We start from the raw sequence: 16,939 nt of genomic DNA, 5'->3' as shown, positions 1-16,939 counted from the left end.
ATTTTAGCTGAGCGCGTCAGCGCTCGGGGGACGGCGCATCCACACCGGCTATCCCTTGAGTTCTGACACCTCTGCGGAACGATGGATGGGACCGTGGCGCTCCCGCAGGGGCAGCCCGCTGCCGCCGCGGCGGGAGGCGACGATCTCGGCGGCGATGCTGACCGCCGTCTCCGCCGGTGTGCGCCCGCCCAGGTCCAAGCCGATGGGGCTGGAGAGGCGCTCAAGCTGCTCCTCCCTCAGACCGGCCTCCCCGAGACGCCGCAGCCGTTCCTCATGGGTGCGCCGAGAACCCATGACGCCGATGTATCCCAGCGGCGGCCCGGACAACGCCTCCTGCAGGACGGGGACATCGAACTTGGCCTCGTGGGTGAGCACGCAGAGGACGGTGCTGCCATCGATCCGGCCGGCCTCCTTCTCCTGCCGGAGGTATTCGTCCGGCCACTGCACCACGACCTCCTCGGCGTGAGGGAAGCGTTCCGCCGTGGCGAAGACCGGCCGGGCGTCGCAGACGGTGACACAGTAGCCGAGGAAGGCTCCGATCTCGGCGACCGCGGCGGCGAAGTCGATGGCTCCGAAGATGATCATCCGGTCCCGCGGGGCGAAGGAGGAGACGAAGATGCGCTGCCCAGGCCCCTGCCGCTCCCCCGCCGGACTGTATTCCAGAATGCCGCTGCGGCCGGCCTCCAAGAGAGCCCGTGCGTCCTGGAGGACGGCATGCTCGGCCCTCTCATCCTCCCAACCGAAGGAGAAAGCAGGGGCGAGCCCCCCAGAGACGGGGTTCCCCGGGGAGGAAGCGCCCAGAGCCTCGCAGCCGGGACCGGGGTCCTCCGGACGCAGCACGGCCCGCCTGCCCCGCTGGGCGGCGTCCGGGTGGTCGACGACAGTCGCCACCGCTACCGGCCGCCCGGCCTCCATATCAGCGAGGACGCCGCCCAGCTCCGGGAACTCCCGTGGAGAGACCCGCTCCACAAAAATCTCCAGTGTGCCGCCGCAGGTGAGCCCGACGGAGAAGGCGTCGTCGTCGCTGACTCCGTAGCGCTCCAGCCGCGGAGCACCCGTCTCCAGGACTTCCCGGCCGGTCTCGTAGAGAGCGCCCTCCACACAGCCGCCGGAGACGGAGCCCACCACCTCCCCCTGTGCGGTGACCAACATGGAGGCGCCGGGGTCCCGCGGGGCGGAGCGGAAGGTGGAGACCACCGTGGCCAGGGCGACGGGCTCTCCCGCCCCCCAGGCGTCACGGAGCCGACTGGCGAGTTCACGCATGGATGTCCTCTCAGGGTGCGGACGGATCAGGCGCTTCCGGCCTCTTCCTCCTCGCGGCGTGCCCGGAAGTCCCGTGGCTCCAGGAGCAGGGAGGCCAGCACGCCGCCGATCAGCGCCCAGAAGGGGGCGGAGATGTTGAACATCGCAATACCGCTCATGGCGATGACGAGGGCGAAGAAGGCCCCGAGCTGAAACCGAGCTTCAGAGAAGCTCGCCCTGAAGGACCTGACCAACACTCCAATCATCGCCAGGCCGGCCACCATGGCGGTCAGCTCAGCGGGCATCACCGTGACCAGAGCCACCGTCACTCCGGCGAAGATGCCGAAGAGCGCGAACAGTACTCCGTTGACCACAGTGGCGGCATAACGTCCGGAGCGCTCCTCACCAGCCTGGTCGGAGGAGCAGATGGCCGTCATCGGCCCGGCGATGTTGGCGTTGTGCCCGCCGAAGAGCGGTGCGAGGATCCCGCCGACCCCGCTGATGATGGTCATGACGTTGAAGGGAGGCTTGTACCTCTCGGCCATGAGAACTCCCATGGCTTGTGCATTCTCCGCACCGATGACCAGCAGGGCCAGCGGAATCGCGACGGCGAGCATGGCGCCCAGGTCGAAGGAGGGCGCGACCAGCTCCGGAGCGGTGAGACCCAGCCCGCCCTCAAGGCTGCCGAAGCTGCCCATCACGCCCGCGGCGATGAGCCCCAGGACCAGCGCGCCGAGCACCCCGGGAACCTTCGGGAGGAAACGGCTGAGCAGGACGAAGCCGAGCAGAGCCGCGCCGGCGACGGCAGGCGCAGCAGCCGCGGAGTTCACGATGTCCACGCCGAAGCGGATGAGGGCACCGGCTATCATCGCCATCACGATGGGGAATGGAATCCAATGGGCCACCTTACGCACCAGGCCGGTCACCCCGACCAGCAGCACGATCAGCCCCGCCATGAGGAAGGCGCCAACCATCTCGGGGAAGGTGAAGTTGGGAAGCGCGGCGGTGACCAGAGCCGCTCCGGGGATGGAGAAGGCACCGGTGATCGGCTGCTTGTAGTGCAGCGCCATGATGATGGAGATGAGGCCGCCGAAGACATAGATCCCGAAGATCCATGAGGCGATCAGCCCGGCGCTGAGGCCGGCCTCGTTGGCGCCGTTGATGACGATGAGGGCTGGGCCGGTGCAGCCGAAGATCGTTGCGATGAGGCCGGCGCCGATGGTCGCCGAGTTGAGATTCCCCGGGAGATCGCGGAGGCCGGATCGGAAACCTGGCCCCCGCTCCAGGAGATGCTTCTCTTCTACGGTCTCTGCTCTCTGAGGGGTGTCGGGTACAGCCATGATGGCCACCTTCTTCGGTTCAAGTGATGAGACTTCCTGAGCGTCACGATGGATTGCTGTTCCGGGACTCGTACTCTCCGGCTTCCCCGGCCACAAGCTTGCGGCGGAGAATCTTACCCACGGGGGACTTGGGGATGGCATTGACGATGTGGACTCGCTTGGGCCGTTTATAAGGGGAGAGCGGGGCCTCGGTGCCGGCCCATTCCCTGATCTCTTCAGCCAGGGCGGCAGCATCCTTGGTCTCGTCATGGAGCACGACGAACGCGGTGACCGCCTGGCCCCACTTCTCGTCCTGCAGGCCGACGACCGTCACCTCGGCGATCTCCGGATGGTGGGAGAGCACGTCCTCCACCTCTACGGGGTGGACGTTCTCTCCGCCGGTGATGATCATGTCGTCGACCCGGCCATCCACCCAGAGATCGCCGTCCTCGTCGAGATGGCCGAGGTCCCCGGTGTGGTACCAGCCGCTGCGCAGGGATTTGGCATCGGCATCGGGCCGCTTCCAGTACCCCTGGAAGGACTCGTCAGACTCCAGCGAGGCGACGATCTCCCCGACCTCGCCGACGGGCAGCTGGCGATGCCCGGACTCCGTCTGTGGGTCCACGACCATCAGCCGCGAGTGCAGCCCGGCCCGACCCGCGCAGCCAGGTTTACGGGTGGCGTCCTCCTCGATGGAGAAGGTATAGATCTCGCTGGAGCCGTAATGGTTGACGAAGACCTCCGGCTTCAGCTCCGCGATGAGCTTTTCGCACAGGGCGGAGGTCATCGGAGCCCCGGCGAAGGCCAGCTTCTTCACGGTAGAGGAGATGCGGCCGAGCTCCCCGGTCTGCGCCAGCGCCCAATAGGCGGTGGGGACCAGGTAGAGGGCGCTGATCCCCTCGGAGACGATGAGCTCCAGAGCCCGGCGCGCCTCATAGGCCGGCAGCTCCACGAACTTCCCTCCGATGACCACCATGGACAGCAGCGAGCGCAGCCCCATGGTGTGATACATGGGCATCGCCCCCAGCGTGGCCTCTCCGTAGGCGTATTGACACTGCATGATATGAGCCACGGAGGCCGCATACTCGTTGCGCTGGGTGCGCGGGACACCCTTGGGCTTGCCGGTGGTGCCGGAGGTGTAGAGCATCACGCTGGGATCGGATTCCTCCACTGCGATGCCGGGGGCGGAGGAATCGGCCTGAGCCACCAGCGTCTCGAACTCCTTCGCCCCCTCCACCGGTGACGAGCCGGCATGGAGCACGCGGGGGCTGTACCGGCTCTGTCCCAGGGCCGCTTGTGCCACTTTCCTGGCATGATCATCGGTGATCACCAGCGAGGGTTCGGCGTCGTCGAGGCAATAGGCCAATTCCGGCGGGGAGAGCCGGATGTTCAGCGGCGTGGACATCACTCCGAGCTTCTGCAGCGCCAGGTGGGTGGAGGCCATGACCTCCGTATTGGCCAGGAAGGTGGCGACGCGGTCTCCGCGCCGGATCCCGGCGGAGCTGAGCGCATTGGCGATCTGGTTGGTGCGCCCGTCCCACTCCTGATAGGTCATTCGGCGCTCTCCGGCGAACCCGGTGCGCTCCGGGAAGCGGGCTGCCGTCCATTCCAAGGTGCGGCCTAACTGCATGTCATCTCCTTCTCAGGCGGCCCACCAGCGCCTTCGCGCGGGTGGACATCAGGCGGGTGAACATTGCGACAGAGCTGGGCGCTTGGGTGTCGGTCGGTTCCTCCCCTCGAGCCGTGGCATCGAGGGCCCTGGTGAACTGGGCGAACATGTCGGCGCTGACGTCTCCGGCCAGCGAGCGGCCCATCTGGGCGATCTTCCCGACCATGAACAGGTCGGCGTCCGCGCTGAGCAGGCTGCCTCCCTCGTGCGGCTGCGCGGAGAGGGCGACGCCGGCCTGCACACTGCCTCCGGCGGCGTCCTCGGCCTGGGCCAGCGCCCGGATGGAGCGGTTCTCCTCACTGCGTTCGGTGACATGGATGTCTCCGATGAAGGAGAGTTTCACCGGCCCCAGGGCGACTCTGATGCGTCCCAGATACCGGTCCTCACCGAAATCTTCGATGAGCTCAGCCCCTGGCAGGCACCGGGCCACACGGTCTGTGTCCTGCAGCACCTCCCAGATCTCCTCCGGGGTGGCGCGGATATGCTCCTCCACACCGACTGTGACCGTGGGTTCGGAGCTGGGGAGGGTGATCTCTGCCGGTGCGCGGTGCTGCAGATCCTCTTCAGCCGTCGATCCGGGACCTCCGGCGGTGGTGCGGGGCAACAGCTGCGCGGTGCCGCAGTTCCGGGGTGCCGGAGCACCTTCAGGGTGTTGCTCGGCGACGTCGGAGACCGCGTCCATGATGTGCCGGTAGCCCGTGCAGCGGCAGAGCACCCCGGACATCTTCTCCGGCAGCTCCTCCTTCGGCACCCCAGGCTCATGGTCGAGGAGCTCATAGGCGCTCATCAGCATGCCGGGGGTGCAGAATCCGCACTGCAGGGCATGGTGGCGGCTGAACGAGTCCTGCAGCGGGTGGAGGTCGTCTGGCGTGCCGAGGCCCTCCACCGTCATGATCTCTGCACCCTCGAGCTGGCAGGCCAGCAGCAGACAGGCGCGTGCGGCGTCGCCGTCGACGATGACGGTGCACATCCCGCAGACCCCGTGCTCGCACCCGATGTGGGTGCCGGTCAGGGAGAGGTGGTCGCGCAGGGCGTCGGAGAGCGTCACCCGGGGTGCGACGTCCACCTCGGCCGGCCGGCCGTTGACCGTGAAGGAGACCCGGACGGTCTCCTCGGCCTCCACGCGCAGGGTCTCCTCTCCTGCACTGCCCCGGCCGTTCCGTAAGCCCTTCAGGGGGTTTTTCAGTGTCCTTCTGAGTGTGGCGCTCCGGCTCATCTCTTCGCTCTCCTCCTGCTGTCGGCGCAGGCCCGCACCAGCGCCCGGGTGCCGAGGACCCGGATGAGGCGCCGGCGGTAGTCCTGCGAGGCATGCGCGTCTCCGGCGGTGACCACGTCCTCCGCCATCTCGCTGACTGCCTCGGTCATAACTGCGGTGAGGGCCTTCTCGTCCTGGCCGTGCCGGCTGACCGCCTCGGCCAGCGGCCCGGTAAAGTCCTGAGAACGGGCGCGGTCCGCGACGCCGAAGCCGACCAGCTGGGCCTCGACGACCCCTCCCCCGTCCAGGCGGACCCGCGCGGCGGCCCCGGCCAGGGCGAAATCCCCATGGCGCCGGGCCATCTCCCCGAAGCCGAATCCCTCGCCTGCCCGCGGTGCCGGGAAGCGGACCGCGGTGACCAGCTCTGTTCCGCCGAGCACAGTGGACATGGCTCCGGTGAAGAAGTCCGCCGCCGGGACCTCTCTGCTGCCCCGCGAGCCGGTGACGGTGAGCACGGCACCAAGGCAGAGCGCGACGGCGGGCAGTTCGGCGGAAGGGTCGGCATGGGCGAGCGATCCGCAGACGGTGCCGCGGCTGCGGATCTCCCGGTGTCCGATCCACGGCAGTGCGTGACCCACCAGGGGGATCCGTTGAGCGGCTTCCCGCTCGACCTGCCGCTGACGGACGGCGGCTCCGATGCGTATGCTTCCGCCCTCTTCCCGCAGACCGGCCAGCTCCGGAACCCTGGTGATGTCCACCAGGGTCCTCGGCCTGCCCAGGCGCATGGCGAGCACCGGGAGCAGGGACTGCCCTCCGGCGATCACCTTGCCGCTGCCCGCGCTCTCCGCCTCCTCAAGCTCTCCGACGACGTCGTCGAGCCGGGTGGGGCGGACGTAGGAGAAAGGTGCAGGCTTCACGTCAGCGGCCTTCGAAGCGGGGGGTTCGCTTCTCATTGAAGGCTGCGACGCCTTCACCGAAGTCATGGGTGGCGCGCAGCATGGCGTAGGACTTCCGCTCCAGCTCGATGCCGGAGTAGAGCGGAGCATCGATTCCGCGGTCCAGCACCTCCTTGACGGTCCGCAGCGCAACCGGGGAGTAGCCAAGCAGTGTTGAGACCACACGCTCGACCTCGGCCTCCAGCCCATCGGCATCCTCGCTGACGGAGGCTGCCAGCCCCCAGTCCAGTGCCTGCCGCGCCTTGATCCGCTCAGCGGTCATCACGTGGTACTTGGCCCGGGAGAGCCCGATCAGCCGGGCGAGGCGCTGGGTCCCGCCAGAGCCGGGGATCATGCCCAGACGCATCTCCGGCAGGGCGAACTCCGTGCGGTCGGTGATCAGACGGATATCGGTGGAGAGCGCCAATTCGAAGCCCACCCCGAAGCAGTAGCCGTCCACCGCGGTGATCACGGGCTTCGGGGAACGTGCGGGGGCGGTGATGTCCTGGCCGAGGTCGGTGAGGTCGAAAGGCTCAACCTCCATGAAGCCGGCGATGTCGCCGCCGGAGGTGAAGTGCTCCCCCTCGGCACGGATGACGACGGCCTGGATGCGATCGTCGGCGTCGATCTCTGCGAACCGCTCCGCCATGAGGCTGCGGGTCTCCAAGGTGATGATGTTGAACCGGCCGTGGTCCAGAGTGAGGTTGGCGACTCGGCCGTCGTGGCTGCGCTCGAGCCGGATCTCTCCACCGGTGAGGGGCATCTTCCTTCTCCTTCTTCCTTGGGGCTGTTGCTCGGGAGCGTGTCAGGGTGTGGCGCGGGTGAGCAGGTCGTTGATGACATTGCCGTGCAGCGGCAGCGCGGTGATCTCGATCCCGTGGGCCGAGAGGGCGTCTTCCACCGCACTAGCGACGGCGGCCGGGAAGCTCATGCTGCTTCCCTCTCCGGAACCCTTGGCTCCGAGCTTGGTCACCGGTGAGGGTGTCACCACCCGATCTCCGGTGAGGGGGAAGTCCGCCTCGGCAGAGGTCGGCACGAGGTAGTCCATGAAGGTGGAGGTGGGCTGGCCGCTGTCGGTATAGGACATCTCCTCGTAGAGGGCGCCGCCCAGCCCGTGGACCATGGCCCCGTGCACCTGGCCCTCGATGAGCAGCGGGTTCAGCACGGTTCCGGCGTCGTGGACGGCGTTGACCTGCTGGATGGAGATCTCATAGGTCTCCGGATCGATGCGCACCTGGACCACCTCGGCGACGAACCCGTAGCACAGCGAAGAGTTGATCTGGTCGGTGCGGGAGGGGGCGGTGGACTCCGGCGGAGTGAAGGCCGCTTCTGCGTAGAGCTGGGCGTCCACGCCGTCGGGCAGCGCTCCCGGGTCCCAATGCACCAGCCCTGCGGCATGGCGGAAGGCGACCGAACGCTCTTCGGCCCCGGCGACCCGCACCAACCCGCCGTCGAGCTCAAGATCCTGCGGGGGCGCTTCCAGCAGCACGCCGGCGGCCACCTTGATGGTCTCGGCCACACGGTCCGCCGCCTCCACCAGCGCAGAGGTCAGCAAGGGTGAGAAGCGGGAGGAGTAGCTGCCGGAGGTGACCGTCCAAGGGGTGCTGTCGGTGTCCATGTCGACCTTGGGGACCACCTTCTCCAGCGGCAGGCCCAGACGGTCGGCCACCACCTGCCGGGCCACGGTGGCATGACCCTGACCCTGAGGGACGGTGCCCAGGAGCACCGAGACGGTGCCGGAGGGGTCAACGGTGACCCGCACATGTTCGGTGGAGCCGGATTTGTCCCGGCCCGGGGGTCGTTCCTCAGCAGGGGTGGCCAGACCGACGTAGCCGATGTTGGTGGCCGAGGGCTCGACGGCGAGCGCGATGCCGGTGCCGACGAGTTCCCCGCGGGCCCGGGCCTCTTCCTGCTCCTTCCGCAGCTGCTGGTACCGGCTGGACTCCAGGACCTTTGCCACCGCCTGCTCGTAGTCACCGGAGTCGTAGATGCCGCCGGTGGGAGTGGCGTAGGGGAAGGCCGCGGTGGGGACCAGATTGCGGCGGCGCAGCTCAGCCGGGTTCTGGCCGAGGGTGCGGGCGATCCTGTCCATCAGCCGCTCCAGGCCGAAGTACAGCTGTTGGCCGCCGAATCCTCGGTTGAGACCGGTGGGTGCCTTGTTCGTGACCACCGCCCGCGAGCGCAGCCGGACGTTGTCGATCCGGTAGGCCCCGGTGATGTTCCCGAAGCACCGGTAGAGGGTCGCCGGCTCCGGGGGACGGAGGTAGGCGCCGACGTTCTCCCGGAAGTCGACGTCGAGTGCCTGGACGATGCCTTCCGCATCCACTGCCGCGGAGAAGCGCATCACCCGGTCGGAACCGGCGGAAGAGGCGAGCAGGTGCTCGATGCGGTCCTCAGTCCAGCGCACCGGCCGTCCTGCGTATTTGCTGGCCACCGCCATCAGCGCGACATAGGGATAGATGCCGGCCTTGATCCCGAAGCTGCCGCCGTTGTCCTGGGGAATGATGAGCCGGAGCTGGGCTGCCCCGATGCCGAGAGCCCCGGCCAGCACCGGCACCATAGAGAAAGGACCGTGGAAATTGGACCATGCCGTCACCTGCGGCCCCCCGGCCTCCTCCCGCCATTCGGAGATCACCGAATAGCACTCCATAGGGGTGGAGGAGTAACGGGGAAAGCTGTATTCGCCGGCGACCACGTGGGCGGCTGCCTCGAAGGCGGAGTCGACCTCACCGAAGTCGAAGAGCCGGTCGCTGGCGATGTTGCTCCCGGCGGAGTCATGCAGCAGCGGGGCGTCCTCCCGCACGGCGTCGGCGGTCTCGACCACGGCCGGCAGCAGCTCGTAGTCGATGTGGACCAGCTCGGCGGCGTCCTCAGCGGTGTAGCGGTCGGTCGCGACAACGACGGCGACGGGCTCACCGACGAAGCGGACCTTGTCCGTACCCGTCGGGTAGTAGGGCATGGGAGTCTTCAGGGAAAGCGGGAAGGGCCGGAGGGTCTCCAGCACCTCCTCCGGGCCGATCACCGCGGCCACACCCGGGTGCCGGCGGGCACGCTCCAGGTCCACGCCCCGGATGCGGGCGTGGGGATGCGGGCTGCGCACCACGGCGGCGACTAGGGTCCCGGGGAGCGGATCGAGGTCATCGAGAAAACGTCCTCGACCGGTCACCAGAGCAGGGTCCTCGATGCGCGCCAGGGGCTGCCCGACGTAGGACCCGGTGCTGCTCTCGGCTGATGCCATCGATGCCCCTTCTCGGTCAGGAGACCGGTTGAAGCTGCAGTCCAACCGACCTTCTATTACATACGTTCTGTTTCATACTATGTGACTTAAGTTACAGCATTGTGGCCGGAAGCACAATTCCGTGTGTGACGGAGTCTCCGGAGAGACTTCCGGAAAGGTGACAGAATGAACCTCGATATGGTTCGACTCACAACGACGTCGTACGTCGTGCTTGGCCTCCTGGGCCTGCGCGGCCCTTCGACGTCCTATGACCTCAAGCGCGCGGTGGGGCACTCCGTGGGCTACTTCTGGCACTTCCCCCACGCGCAGCTCTACTCTGAGCCGCGCCGACTGGCCGAGGCAGGGCTGCTGGACATCTGCACGGAGGACGGGGGGCGGCGGAAGCAGACCTTCTCCCTCACCGAGGAAGGCCGTCGCGCACTGCAGCACTGGCTGGCCGAGCCGGAGACCGAACCGATGCAGGTCCGCGATGTGGCCGAGCTGAAGCTCTTCTTCTCCGAGCTCGCCCAGGAGGGGGACATGCTGACCCTGGCACAGGAGCAGATCCGCCAGCACACGGAACGGATCGGCACCTATGAGGAAATGCAAGAGCGTTTCGGCTCCGTCGACACTGTCGCGCCGCGCCTCGTCCCGCTCAAGCTCGGCCTGGCCATGGAGCGTGCCGCCCTCGACTTCTGGAAGGACCTGAGCTCCGAGCTGGAAGGGTGAGCTGATGACTGCTGAGATCGCCGTGCGGAGCCTCGGCGAGGGGCCACGGGTGGTGATGCTGCACTGCGACGCCTCGACCGGTGCCGCCGACTGGCGGAAGCAGGAAGTCTTGGCCGAGCGATGGCAGCTGATCATCCCGGACCGTCCCGGCTACGGAGAGAGCCCGCGGGTGCGGGTGGACTTCCTCGTTGAAACCGAGGCTCACCGGCCTCTGCTCGGTGACGGCGCCCACCTGGTAGGACACTCCTACGGCGGCGTCGTCGCCCTGCTGCTCGCCGCCCAGAATCCTGACCGTGTACGTTCGCTGACTGTGATCGAGCCGCCCGCCTTCGGGATCACCGAGCATCCCGCCGTCGTCCGCACCCGCCACGAGCTGAATGCCCTCTGGACCGAGGAGCTCCCGACCCTCGAGTTCTACCGGCGCTTCTCACGGGCCATCGGCGAGCGCGAGTGGCCCGACCGTCCGCTCCCGGCTGCCCTCGAGGACGGAGTCGCCTCCCTCATGCGGGAAAGAGCTCCGTGGCACGCCCACCCCGACTTCGAGGCCCTAGCCGCCGCACCCTTCCCCCTCCTCAGCATCTCCGGAGGACATCATCCCGCCTTCGAAGCAGTCTGCGACGTGATCGCTGAGCGCACCGGCGCGGAGAGGACCATCCTCGGGGGGAAGCGGCATATGGTCCCGCAGGTGGGATCCGCCCTCAACGAGGTCCTGGAAGACTTCTGGCACCGCAGCTGAGAGCCGGCTGCACACTGTCGCACCGGGCTGCGTCCGACCTCACGGCCCGCAGCACCGGTACCGCGGGTCTCAGACGATCCGGCGGCGCTCCGCCCAGCGGGTCAGCTCGTGCCGTGAGGACAGCTGCAGCTTCCGCAGCACCTTGGAGACATGGGTCTCCACCGTCTTGATGGAGATGAACAGCTCCGAGGCGATCTCCCGGTAGGTGTAGCCGCGGGCGATCAGCCGCATGACCTCCACCTCCCGGGCCGAGAGCCGGTCCAGCTCCTCATCGCGCACATCCTCGACCAGTCCGGAGGTGCCGAAGGCGTCCAGGACGAAGCCGGCCAGCCGGGGCGAGAAGACGGCGTCGCCGGTGGCCACCGATTCCACCGCATCGGCCAGATCCGCCGTGCTGATGGTCTTGGTGACATAGCCGCGGGCCCCCGCACGGATCACCGAGACCACATCTTCCGCCTGGTCAGAGACGCTGATGGCCAGGAAGCGGACCTCCTCCAGCAGGTCCCGGCAGCGGGTGACCACCTCGGCCCCACCGCCGCCGGTGCCGCCGGGCAGGTGCACATCCAGCAGCACCACCTCGGGCATACGCTCGCGCACTGCGGCCGCGGCCGTCTCCACGTCATGGGCCTCGCCCACCACATCCACGCGGCCCTGCATCTCAGCCTTCAGACCGGCGCGGAAGATCCCGTGATCATCCACGATCACCACACGCCGCAGCGACTGGGCGCCCGTCGTCGAACTCATGACTCCGTCTCCTCCTGGACTCGTGCCTCAGCGGGCAGGAACAGCTGGACCTCGGTGCCGCTCTCCGAGGAACGGATCCGGGCCCGGCCGCCGGCTCGCCGCATCCGGCCGATGATCGATTCGCGTACGCCCAGCCGGTCCTCCTCGATGGCATCCACATCGAAGCCCTGCCCGCGGTCGCGGATGAACACCGCGTCCTCGCGCGCATCCGACTCCGCATAGACCGAGGCCGGCCCGGCATGCTTGAGTGCGTTGACGATCGCCTCGCGAGCGGCCGCCACCAGCGCCTCATGGTCCTCCCGGTGAGACTCTCCCACGGTCACCACCTCCACCGGAACCGTGTATAGCTCCTCCAGCTCGGCGGCCGCGGCCATCAGCTTCTCGCGCAGACTCTGCGGCTGCTGCCCGACGCCGTCCGCGCCCGGCTGAGAGCCCTGCGCACCGGCTCCCTGCCTGCTCGGGCCCTGTCCGCGGGCCTCCTGCTGCCGATAGAGCCAGTCGCGCAGCTGACGCTCCTGGCTGCGGGCCAACTGACCCACCGCCGCCGGATCGTGGCGCTGCTTCTGGATCATCGCGAGGGTCTGCAGCACCGAATCGTGCAGATGCGCCGCGATATCGGCCCGCTCGGCCTCCGCGACGGCGCGCGCCCGCTCCACCGACATGGTCCGGTACATCTTGATCAGCCAGGGTGCGATCACCAGCGCGACGCCGGCCAGCAGCATTCCGGCCAGCACCAGGCTCAGGATCAGCTCGCCCGCGGGGACGAAGCCTCCGGCCATGACCAGCAGGGCCACCAGCACCAGGAAGGTTCCGGCGGCGAACTGCCACAGAACCGACTGACGGCTGCGGGTGGTCCCGGCGCCCTCTCCGGCGTCCACCTGGGACCAGGCCAGCAGCAGTCCGACCACCAGGATGGCCGGCGGGCCGATCAGCCACCAGTCCACCCGGATGCCCACCAGCTGCAGCATCATGATCCCGGCGATACCCAGCAGCAGGCCTCCGGCCAGCACCTCCGGGGAGCGGGTGATCACATCGAGGCCGCGGCGCAGACGTGCGGAGACGTCCTCCTCGCCGGGGCCTGTTCCTGAAGCTGCGGAGGCGGCGTCGAAGCCGGCGTCCGAGGTGTGGGTGCCGGCGTCGGGACTCTCCACCGCCGGACCGGAGAGCCCGCGGCGAGCCGCCTCAGGCTCCGGCTCAGTCTCCACCGGAACGAAGGCCCAGAGCCAGCAGTAGAGGATCAGGCCGATGCCCCCGGCGACGGTCAGCGCGATCATCACGGTACGCATCACCGGCACCGAGACGCCCAGATGACGAGCCAGACCCAGGCACACTCCGGCCACGGGAGTGTCCAGGCCGCGCCGCAGCGGGGGCCGGCTCGCAGGGATGCTCATGGGCCCATCCTGCCACGTCCCGGTGCCCCTGAATCCCGGATCCGCCCGGATATCCGGGGATCCCAAGGCACAATCAGGGTCATCTCAGGGTGGACCCCAGTAGCGGCGGTCAGGCTGCGCACAGGAAGCTGGAGGCATGGAACAGCACACCAACACTCAGCCCTCTGAGGAGAAGCCGGAGACCGGCCGCCAGTTCTTCGACTGGCTGCGCTCCACGGGCGTCCGCCGCGCCGACGGCGGCTGGATCGGCGGCGTCTTCTCCGCCGTCTCCCAGCGCACCGGATGGGACGCCACGCTGCTGCGCGGCATCGGCGTCATCGCTCTGATCCTCGTCGCCTCCCCCACAGCCATGCTCTACGGCCTGGCCTGGCTGCTGGTCCCCGATCAGCGCGGCCGGATCCACGCCGAGTCCGCGATGCGCGGCCAGTTCAACGGGGCCGTGGTGACCTCAGGCCTGCTGGCGGTGCTGGGCGCGGCGAATGTCTTCACCCCCATCAACATCGGCGGACCCTTCGCCATCCTGATCAACCTGCTGGTGATCGGCGCAGTGGTCTGGGGCGTCTATGTTTTCATCAGCAGGAACGGCGGCTGCGGTCGGCACCAGGACGGCGAGGATGCCGACGGTGCTGGCGGTGATGGCTCCGGCGCTGACCAGGCCGGTGGTCGGGGAAAAGCACAGGGGCCGGCGACATCCTCGAAGGGCGGGTCTGCTGAGGCTCCCTCCCGCGCGGACGGCAAGCCGGCCTGGTACCCCAAGGACTCCGAGCCCTCCTCCGGATCCGGTGCTGGGCAGGGCGCTGCCTACGGCGCTGAGTCTGGGCAGACCGCCGGGAAGTGGCAGAACGCCGGTTCCGGCTGCGGAGCCGAGCACGGAGGCTCTGCCGCGGCGTCGGCGTCGTACCCTGCCGCGGACTACCAGTACAGCTATGACTACAGCTATCAGTACCCGACGCCGGCCTCAGAGAGCCCGCAGGAGCGGGCCGAGCGCCGCCGACGCCGGATGCTCACCTGGGGGCTGCTCCTGCTGGTCATCCCGGTGACCGTGGCGCTGTCCATCGTCAGCGGGTGGTTCGGCCTCTCCACACTGAGCGTGCTGGCCCTGGGCACCGCCGCCCTGGTGGTCCTGCTGGCCTTCCGGCACATGATCTCCGCGGCGCGCGGGAAGAAGGGCAACGGCTTCGTGTTGGGCATGGCCGCCAGCGTGATGGTGGGGCTGACCCTGCTGGCCCCTGGCCCGGGTTCGAGCACAGGCCCCAGCGACGGCTCGGACCACTTCCTCTTCGGCAACTACTCCACCAGCGGCTCCTCGACCAGCACCGCCTTCTCCAACACGTTGGTGGATCTGCGGGACCTGGACGCGGCGCCGGAGGACGGCGCCGAAGTTCACCACGCTGAGGTCAACATGGCCTTCGCCAACGCCACAGTGGTCGTTCCGGACGAGGCCCGAGTGCTGGTGGACAACGGCCACGCCATGGGCAGCCTGAACGTCCGCACCCAGGACGGCTGGTTCGACGAGAGCGGGATCGCCGGCGCGGACCACGAGCTGGGACCTGAAGATGCCGAGAGCGTGATCGAGCTGGACCTGAACTCAGGCTTCGGCAATGTCGAGATCTACGACGCCACCACTTACGCAGAAGAGGTCGAAGGACGATGAGCCCCACCCAGAACCCCTCCGAGGAGCCGACCCGTCAGGTGCGCAGGCCGGCGCCCCAACAGACCGACCCCGCCGCCACGATGCCGATGCCTCCGGAGCCGGAGAACATCGATGAGCTGCTGGCCGACTCGCTGAAGGCCCAGTCCGAGCAGGACTTCACCTGGAAGGAGCCGGAGAAGAAGCCTCGCTGGTGGCAGCGCGCCGAGGCGGAGCAGGGCACCGAGGCTGGAGACTCCGGGGGCGCGCTCTCGACGGCTCAGCACTCGGCCCCTATGACCGCGCCGGCGTCGTCGTCTTCGCAGAAGTCGGGGCCGCGGCTGGGTCAACTCGTCTTCGCGGCCATGTGCCTGATCCTGGCCCTCTGGACGGTGATGACCGTGCTGTTCGGCGTCTTCCTGGACCCACTGCTGGTGGCGCTGGGCATCTGCACCCTGGCCGGTCTGGCGCTGGTGGTGGGAGGACTGCTCCCCCGCAGCGGCCGGCGCATCTAGCGCCGCCGCCCTCCCCTGCCGATGCATGGGGGTTCTGTCTCTGGACAGCCCGCCTAGGACATTCAGGCGCAGAACCACCGTGCATCGGCATTTCACTGCCGCTCAGCGGTGAGGGGCCCGTACTGCTCCTGCAGCTCGTCGTACCGCGTGGAGAGGTCCGCCGATCGGTCGGCATCGGCCAGCTGATCCAAGAAGGCCTGCCATCCGTCCAGGGCGTATTGCCTGAGGCGCTCCACGCATCCGCCAGATCGGCGCTGAGCATCCCCAGCGCTCTCGACGACGCCTGCCCAGGTCAGGCTGCTCGGAGAAGTGCTGCAGATGCAGAAGGACCCCGGAGGTTCACCTCCGGGGTCCTTCGATGCAGCTTCAGAAGCTGGAGAATGCGGCTCAGGCCGCACAGATCACTTGAGGGTGATCTTGGCGCCTGCGCCCTCCAGGGTCTCCTTGGCCTTCTCAGCAGCGTCCTTGTCCACGCCCTCCAGGACGGGCTTCGGAGCGCCGTCGACGAGCTCCTTGGCCTCCTTCAGACCGAGGGAGGTCAGACCGCGCACCTCCTTGATGACGCCGATCTTCTTGTCGCCGGCGTCCTCGAGGACGACGTCGAACTCGGTCTGCTCCTCAGCAGCCTCAGCCTCGCCGCCACCGGCTGCCGGAGCGGCAGCGACAGCGGCCGGAGCTGCTGCGGTCACGTCGAAGACCTCTTCGAACTCCTTGACGAACTCAGAGAGCTCGATCAGGGTCATCTCCTTGAACTGCTCGATCAGTTCTTCGTTGCTCAGCTTAGCCATGAGAGTGGCTCCTTAATGTTGCTAGATGCGGATCTTGCGATGTTGATGCGCTGAAAGCTCAGGCTGCTTCTTCCTGCTTGGCACGCAGCGCCTCAGCCGTACGAACGGCCTTGGACAGCGGTGCCTGGAAGGTAGCCGCAGCCTTGGACTGGGCGCCGATGAGAGCGCCAGCCATCTTGCTCAGCAGAACCTCACGGGATTCAAGATCCGCGAGCTTCTTCACTCCCGCTTCATCGAGAATGGCGCCATCCATGTAGCCGCCCTTGACGATGAGTTCGGGGTTGTCCTTGGCGAAGTCACGCAGTGCCTTGGCCACGTCGATGGCGTCGCCGTGCACGAAGGCGATAGCGGACGGGCCGGTCATCTTGCCTGCGAAGGCCTCGATGCCGGATTCCTCAGCCGCAATCTCGGTGAGCGTGTTCTTCACCACGGCGTACTGTGCGTTCTCCCGCACGGACCGCCGCAGGGTCTGCAGCTTGTCCACGGAGAGGCCGCGGTATTCCGTGAGCACTGCGGCGGTCGAGCTGCTGAAGAGTTCCTTCAGCTCCTCGACGGCGGCAGCCTTCTCAGGATTCGCCATGGCACTCCTTCCGGTCAGTGGGCCGGTCGATCCTGACGGACGCAAGGCATAAAAAATGCCCCGATGCGCAGGCGCATGGGGCTCATCTCATCTCTTCCGCAGGACAGAGTCCCAACAGAGAGATCCAATGGCTTTCATCGCACCTGCGCAGGTCGCCCGAAAGGGTCTTTACAGTTGCGTCGCAACTCTGGCGGTGCCAGATGACCGTGCTTCTCAGTGCCACTGATCTGCACACGACGACAACGACCG

16 protein-coding genes are annotated in these 16,939 nt (G+C 67.9%); 4 read left to right on the top strand and 12 right to left on the bottom strand.

Annotated elements, in window-relative coordinates:
- Positions 1 to 48 precede the first annotated feature (48 nt).
- From IEW85_RS08070 to IEW85_RS08040, 7 genes are all read right to left on the bottom strand, one after another.
- Complete coding sequence (locus IEW85_RS08070; protein ID WP_188684489.1) at positions 49 to 1,263, bottom strand: XdhC family protein; 1,215 nt, start codon at positions 1,261 to 1,263, stop codon at positions 49 to 51.
- Positions 1,264 to 1,289: 26 nt separating this feature from the next.
- Positions 1,290 to 2,582 carry a benzoate/H(+) symporter BenE family transporter gene (locus IEW85_RS08065; protein ID WP_188684487.1) on the bottom strand — a complete coding sequence of 431 codons (1,293 nt, stop codon included), beginning with the start codon at positions 2,580 to 2,582 and terminating at the stop codon, positions 1,290 to 1,292.
- A 43-nt stretch (positions 2,583 to 2,625) separates the two neighbouring features.
- On the bottom strand, positions 2,626 to 4,191 hold the full coding sequence (locus IEW85_RS08060; protein WP_188684485.1) for a class I adenylate-forming enzyme family protein: 1,566 nt from the start codon (positions 4,189 to 4,191) through the stop codon (positions 2,626 to 2,628).
- A 1-nt stretch (position 4,192) separates the two neighbouring features.
- A complete protein-coding gene (locus IEW85_RS08055; protein ID WP_229658901.1) occupies positions 4,193 to 5,353 on the bottom strand; it encodes a xanthine dehydrogenase family Fe-S subunit in 1,161 nt (386 codons plus the stop codon).
- Positions 5,354 to 5,442: 89 nt separating this feature from the next.
- Positions 5,443 to 6,342 (bottom strand): FAD binding domain-containing protein, encoded by a 900-nt coding sequence (locus IEW85_RS08050; RefSeq protein WP_188684481.1) that lies wholly within the window; start codon positions 6,340 to 6,342, stop codon positions 5,443 to 5,445.
- 1 nt (position 6,343) lies between these two features.
- On the bottom strand, positions 6,344 to 7,123 hold the full coding sequence (locus tag IEW85_RS08045; protein WP_188684479.1) for an enoyl-CoA hydratase/isomerase family protein: 780 nt from the start codon (positions 7,121 to 7,123) through the stop codon (positions 6,344 to 6,346).
- 42 nt (positions 7,124 to 7,165) lie between these two features.
- The gene (locus IEW85_RS08040) at positions 7,166 to 9,598 is read right to left on the bottom strand and encodes a xanthine dehydrogenase family protein molybdopterin-binding subunit (protein ID WP_188684477.1); all 2,433 of its coding nucleotides are present in this window, start codon (positions 9,596 to 9,598) and stop codon (positions 7,166 to 7,168) included.
- A gap of 177 nt (positions 9,599 to 9,775) precedes the next feature.
- Between IEW85_RS08040 and IEW85_RS08035 the strand changes: the two genes are divergently transcribed.
- Positions 9,776 to 10,306, top strand: a complete 531-nt coding sequence (locus IEW85_RS08035; protein WP_229658900.1) for a PadR family transcriptional regulator — start codon at positions 9,776 to 9,778, stop codon at positions 10,304 to 10,306.
- 4 nt (positions 10,307 to 10,310) lie between these two features.
- A complete protein-coding gene (locus tag IEW85_RS08030; protein WP_188684473.1) occupies positions 10,311 to 11,042 on the top strand; it encodes an alpha/beta fold hydrolase in 732 nt (243 codons plus the stop codon).
- 69 nt (positions 11,043 to 11,111) lie between these two features.
- Here IEW85_RS08030 and IEW85_RS08025 read toward each other — a convergent pair whose 3' ends face one another.
- Both IEW85_RS08025 and IEW85_RS08020 read right to left on the bottom strand, forming a co-directional pair.
- Positions 11,112 to 11,786 (bottom strand): LuxR C-terminal-related transcriptional regulator, encoded by a 675-nt coding sequence (locus IEW85_RS08025; protein WP_188684471.1) that lies wholly within the window; start codon positions 11,784 to 11,786, stop codon positions 11,112 to 11,114.
- On the bottom strand, positions 11,783 to 13,177 hold the full coding sequence (locus IEW85_RS08020; protein ID WP_188684469.1) for an ATP-binding protein: 1,395 nt from the start codon (positions 13,175 to 13,177) through the stop codon (positions 11,783 to 11,785). Before IEW85_RS08020 ends, IEW85_RS08025 begins: the two co-directional genes overlap by 4 nt.
- A 136-nt stretch (positions 13,178 to 13,313) precedes the next feature.
- Between IEW85_RS08020 and IEW85_RS08015 the strand changes: the two genes are divergently transcribed.
- Together IEW85_RS08015 and IEW85_RS08010 are read left to right on the top strand one after the other, a co-directional pair.
- The gene (locus IEW85_RS08015) at positions 13,314 to 14,831 is read left to right on the top strand and encodes a PspC domain-containing protein (protein WP_188684467.1); all 1,518 of its coding nucleotides are present in this window, start codon (positions 13,314 to 13,316) and stop codon (positions 14,829 to 14,831) included.
- On the top strand, positions 14,828 to 15,322 hold the full coding sequence (locus tag IEW85_RS08010; protein WP_188684465.1) for a hypothetical protein: 495 nt from the start codon (positions 14,828 to 14,830) through the stop codon (positions 15,320 to 15,322). The genes IEW85_RS08015 and IEW85_RS08010 overlap by 4 nt, the downstream gene beginning before the upstream one ends.
- Before the next feature lie 92 nt (positions 15,323 to 15,414).
- On the opposite strand, the gene IEW85_RS08005 is transcribed toward IEW85_RS08010, so the two are convergent.
- The 3 genes from IEW85_RS08005 to rplJ all read right to left on the bottom strand — a co-directional run bounded on the left by IEW85_RS08005 (position 15,415) and on the right by rplJ (position 16,690).
- Entirely contained in the window at positions 15,415 to 15,558 is a 144-nt protein-coding gene (locus IEW85_RS08005; RefSeq protein ID WP_188684463.1) for a hypothetical protein, read from the bottom strand.
- A 165-nt stretch (positions 15,559 to 15,723) separates the two neighbouring features.
- Positions 15,724 to 16,110: a 50S ribosomal protein L7/L12 gene (gene rplL / locus IEW85_RS08000; protein ID WP_188684461.1), complete on the bottom strand. Its 387-nt coding sequence runs from the start codon at positions 16,108 to 16,110 to the stop codon at positions 15,724 to 15,726.
- Between the two features lie 58 nt (positions 16,111 to 16,168).
- Positions 16,169 to 16,690, bottom strand: coding sequence for a 50S ribosomal protein L10 (rplJ, locus tag IEW85_RS07995; RefSeq protein WP_188684459.1), 522 nt, complete (start codon positions 16,688 to 16,690; stop codon positions 16,169 to 16,171).
- Positions 16,691 to 16,939: the final 249 nt, after the last annotated feature.

The organism is Nesterenkonia cremea, from assembly GCF_014642675.1.
GTDB classification, from domain to species: Bacteria; Actinomycetota; Actinomycetes; order Actinomycetales; family Micrococcaceae; genus Nesterenkonia; species Nesterenkonia cremea.
The sequence above is the reverse complement of the archived record's forward strand: the minus strand, read 5'-3'. Positions and strand labels throughout refer to the sequence as shown.

Excerpts from the sequence above, each read along its gene's own strand:
- IEW85_RS08070 (WP_188684489.1), bottom strand. The coding sequence starts at position 1,263 with ATGCGTGAACTCGCCAGTCGGCTCCGTGACGCCTGGGGGGCGGGAGAG.
- IEW85_RS08065 (WP_188684487.1), bottom strand. The coding sequence starts at position 2,582 with ATGGCTGTACCCGACACCCCTCAGAGAGCAGAGACCGTAGAAGAGAAG.
- IEW85_RS08060 (WP_188684485.1), bottom strand. The coding sequence starts at position 4,191 with ATGCAGTTAGGCCGCACCTTGGAATGGACGGCAGCCCGCTTCCCGGAG.
- IEW85_RS08045 (WP_188684479.1), bottom strand. The coding sequence starts at position 7,123 with ATGCCCCTCACCGGTGGAGAGATCCGGCTCGAGCGCAGCCACGACGGC.
- IEW85_RS08040 (WP_188684477.1), bottom strand. The coding sequence starts at position 9,598 with ATGGCATCAGCCGAGAGCAGCACCGGGTCCTACGTCGGGCAGCCCCTG.
- IEW85_RS08035 (WP_229658900.1), top strand. The coding sequence starts at position 9,776 with ATGGTTCGACTCACAACGACGTCGTACGTCGTGCTTGGCCTCCTGGGC.
- IEW85_RS08030 (WP_188684473.1), top strand. The coding sequence starts at position 10,311 with ATGACTGCTGAGATCGCCGTGCGGAGCCTCGGCGAGGGGCCACGGGTG.
- IEW85_RS08025 (WP_188684471.1), bottom strand. The coding sequence starts at position 11,786 with ATGAGTTCGACGACGGGCGCCCAGTCGCTGCGGCGTGTGGTGATCGTG.
- IEW85_RS08020 (WP_188684469.1), bottom strand. The coding sequence starts at position 13,177 with ATGAGCATCCCTGCGAGCCGGCCCCCGCTGCGGCGCGGCCTGGACACT.
- IEW85_RS08015 (WP_188684467.1), top strand. The coding sequence starts at position 13,314 with ATGGAACAGCACACCAACACTCAGCCCTCTGAGGAGAAGCCGGAGACC.
- IEW85_RS08010 (WP_188684465.1), top strand. The coding sequence starts at position 14,828 with ATGAGCCCCACCCAGAACCCCTCCGAGGAGCCGACCCGTCAGGTGCGC.
- rplL (WP_188684461.1), bottom strand. The coding sequence starts at position 16,110 with ATGGCTAAGCTGAGCAACGAAGAACTGATCGAGCAGTTCAAGGAGATG.
- rplJ (WP_188684459.1), bottom strand. The coding sequence starts at position 16,690 with ATGGCGAATCCTGAGAAGGCTGCCGCCGTCGAGGAGCTGAAGGAACTC.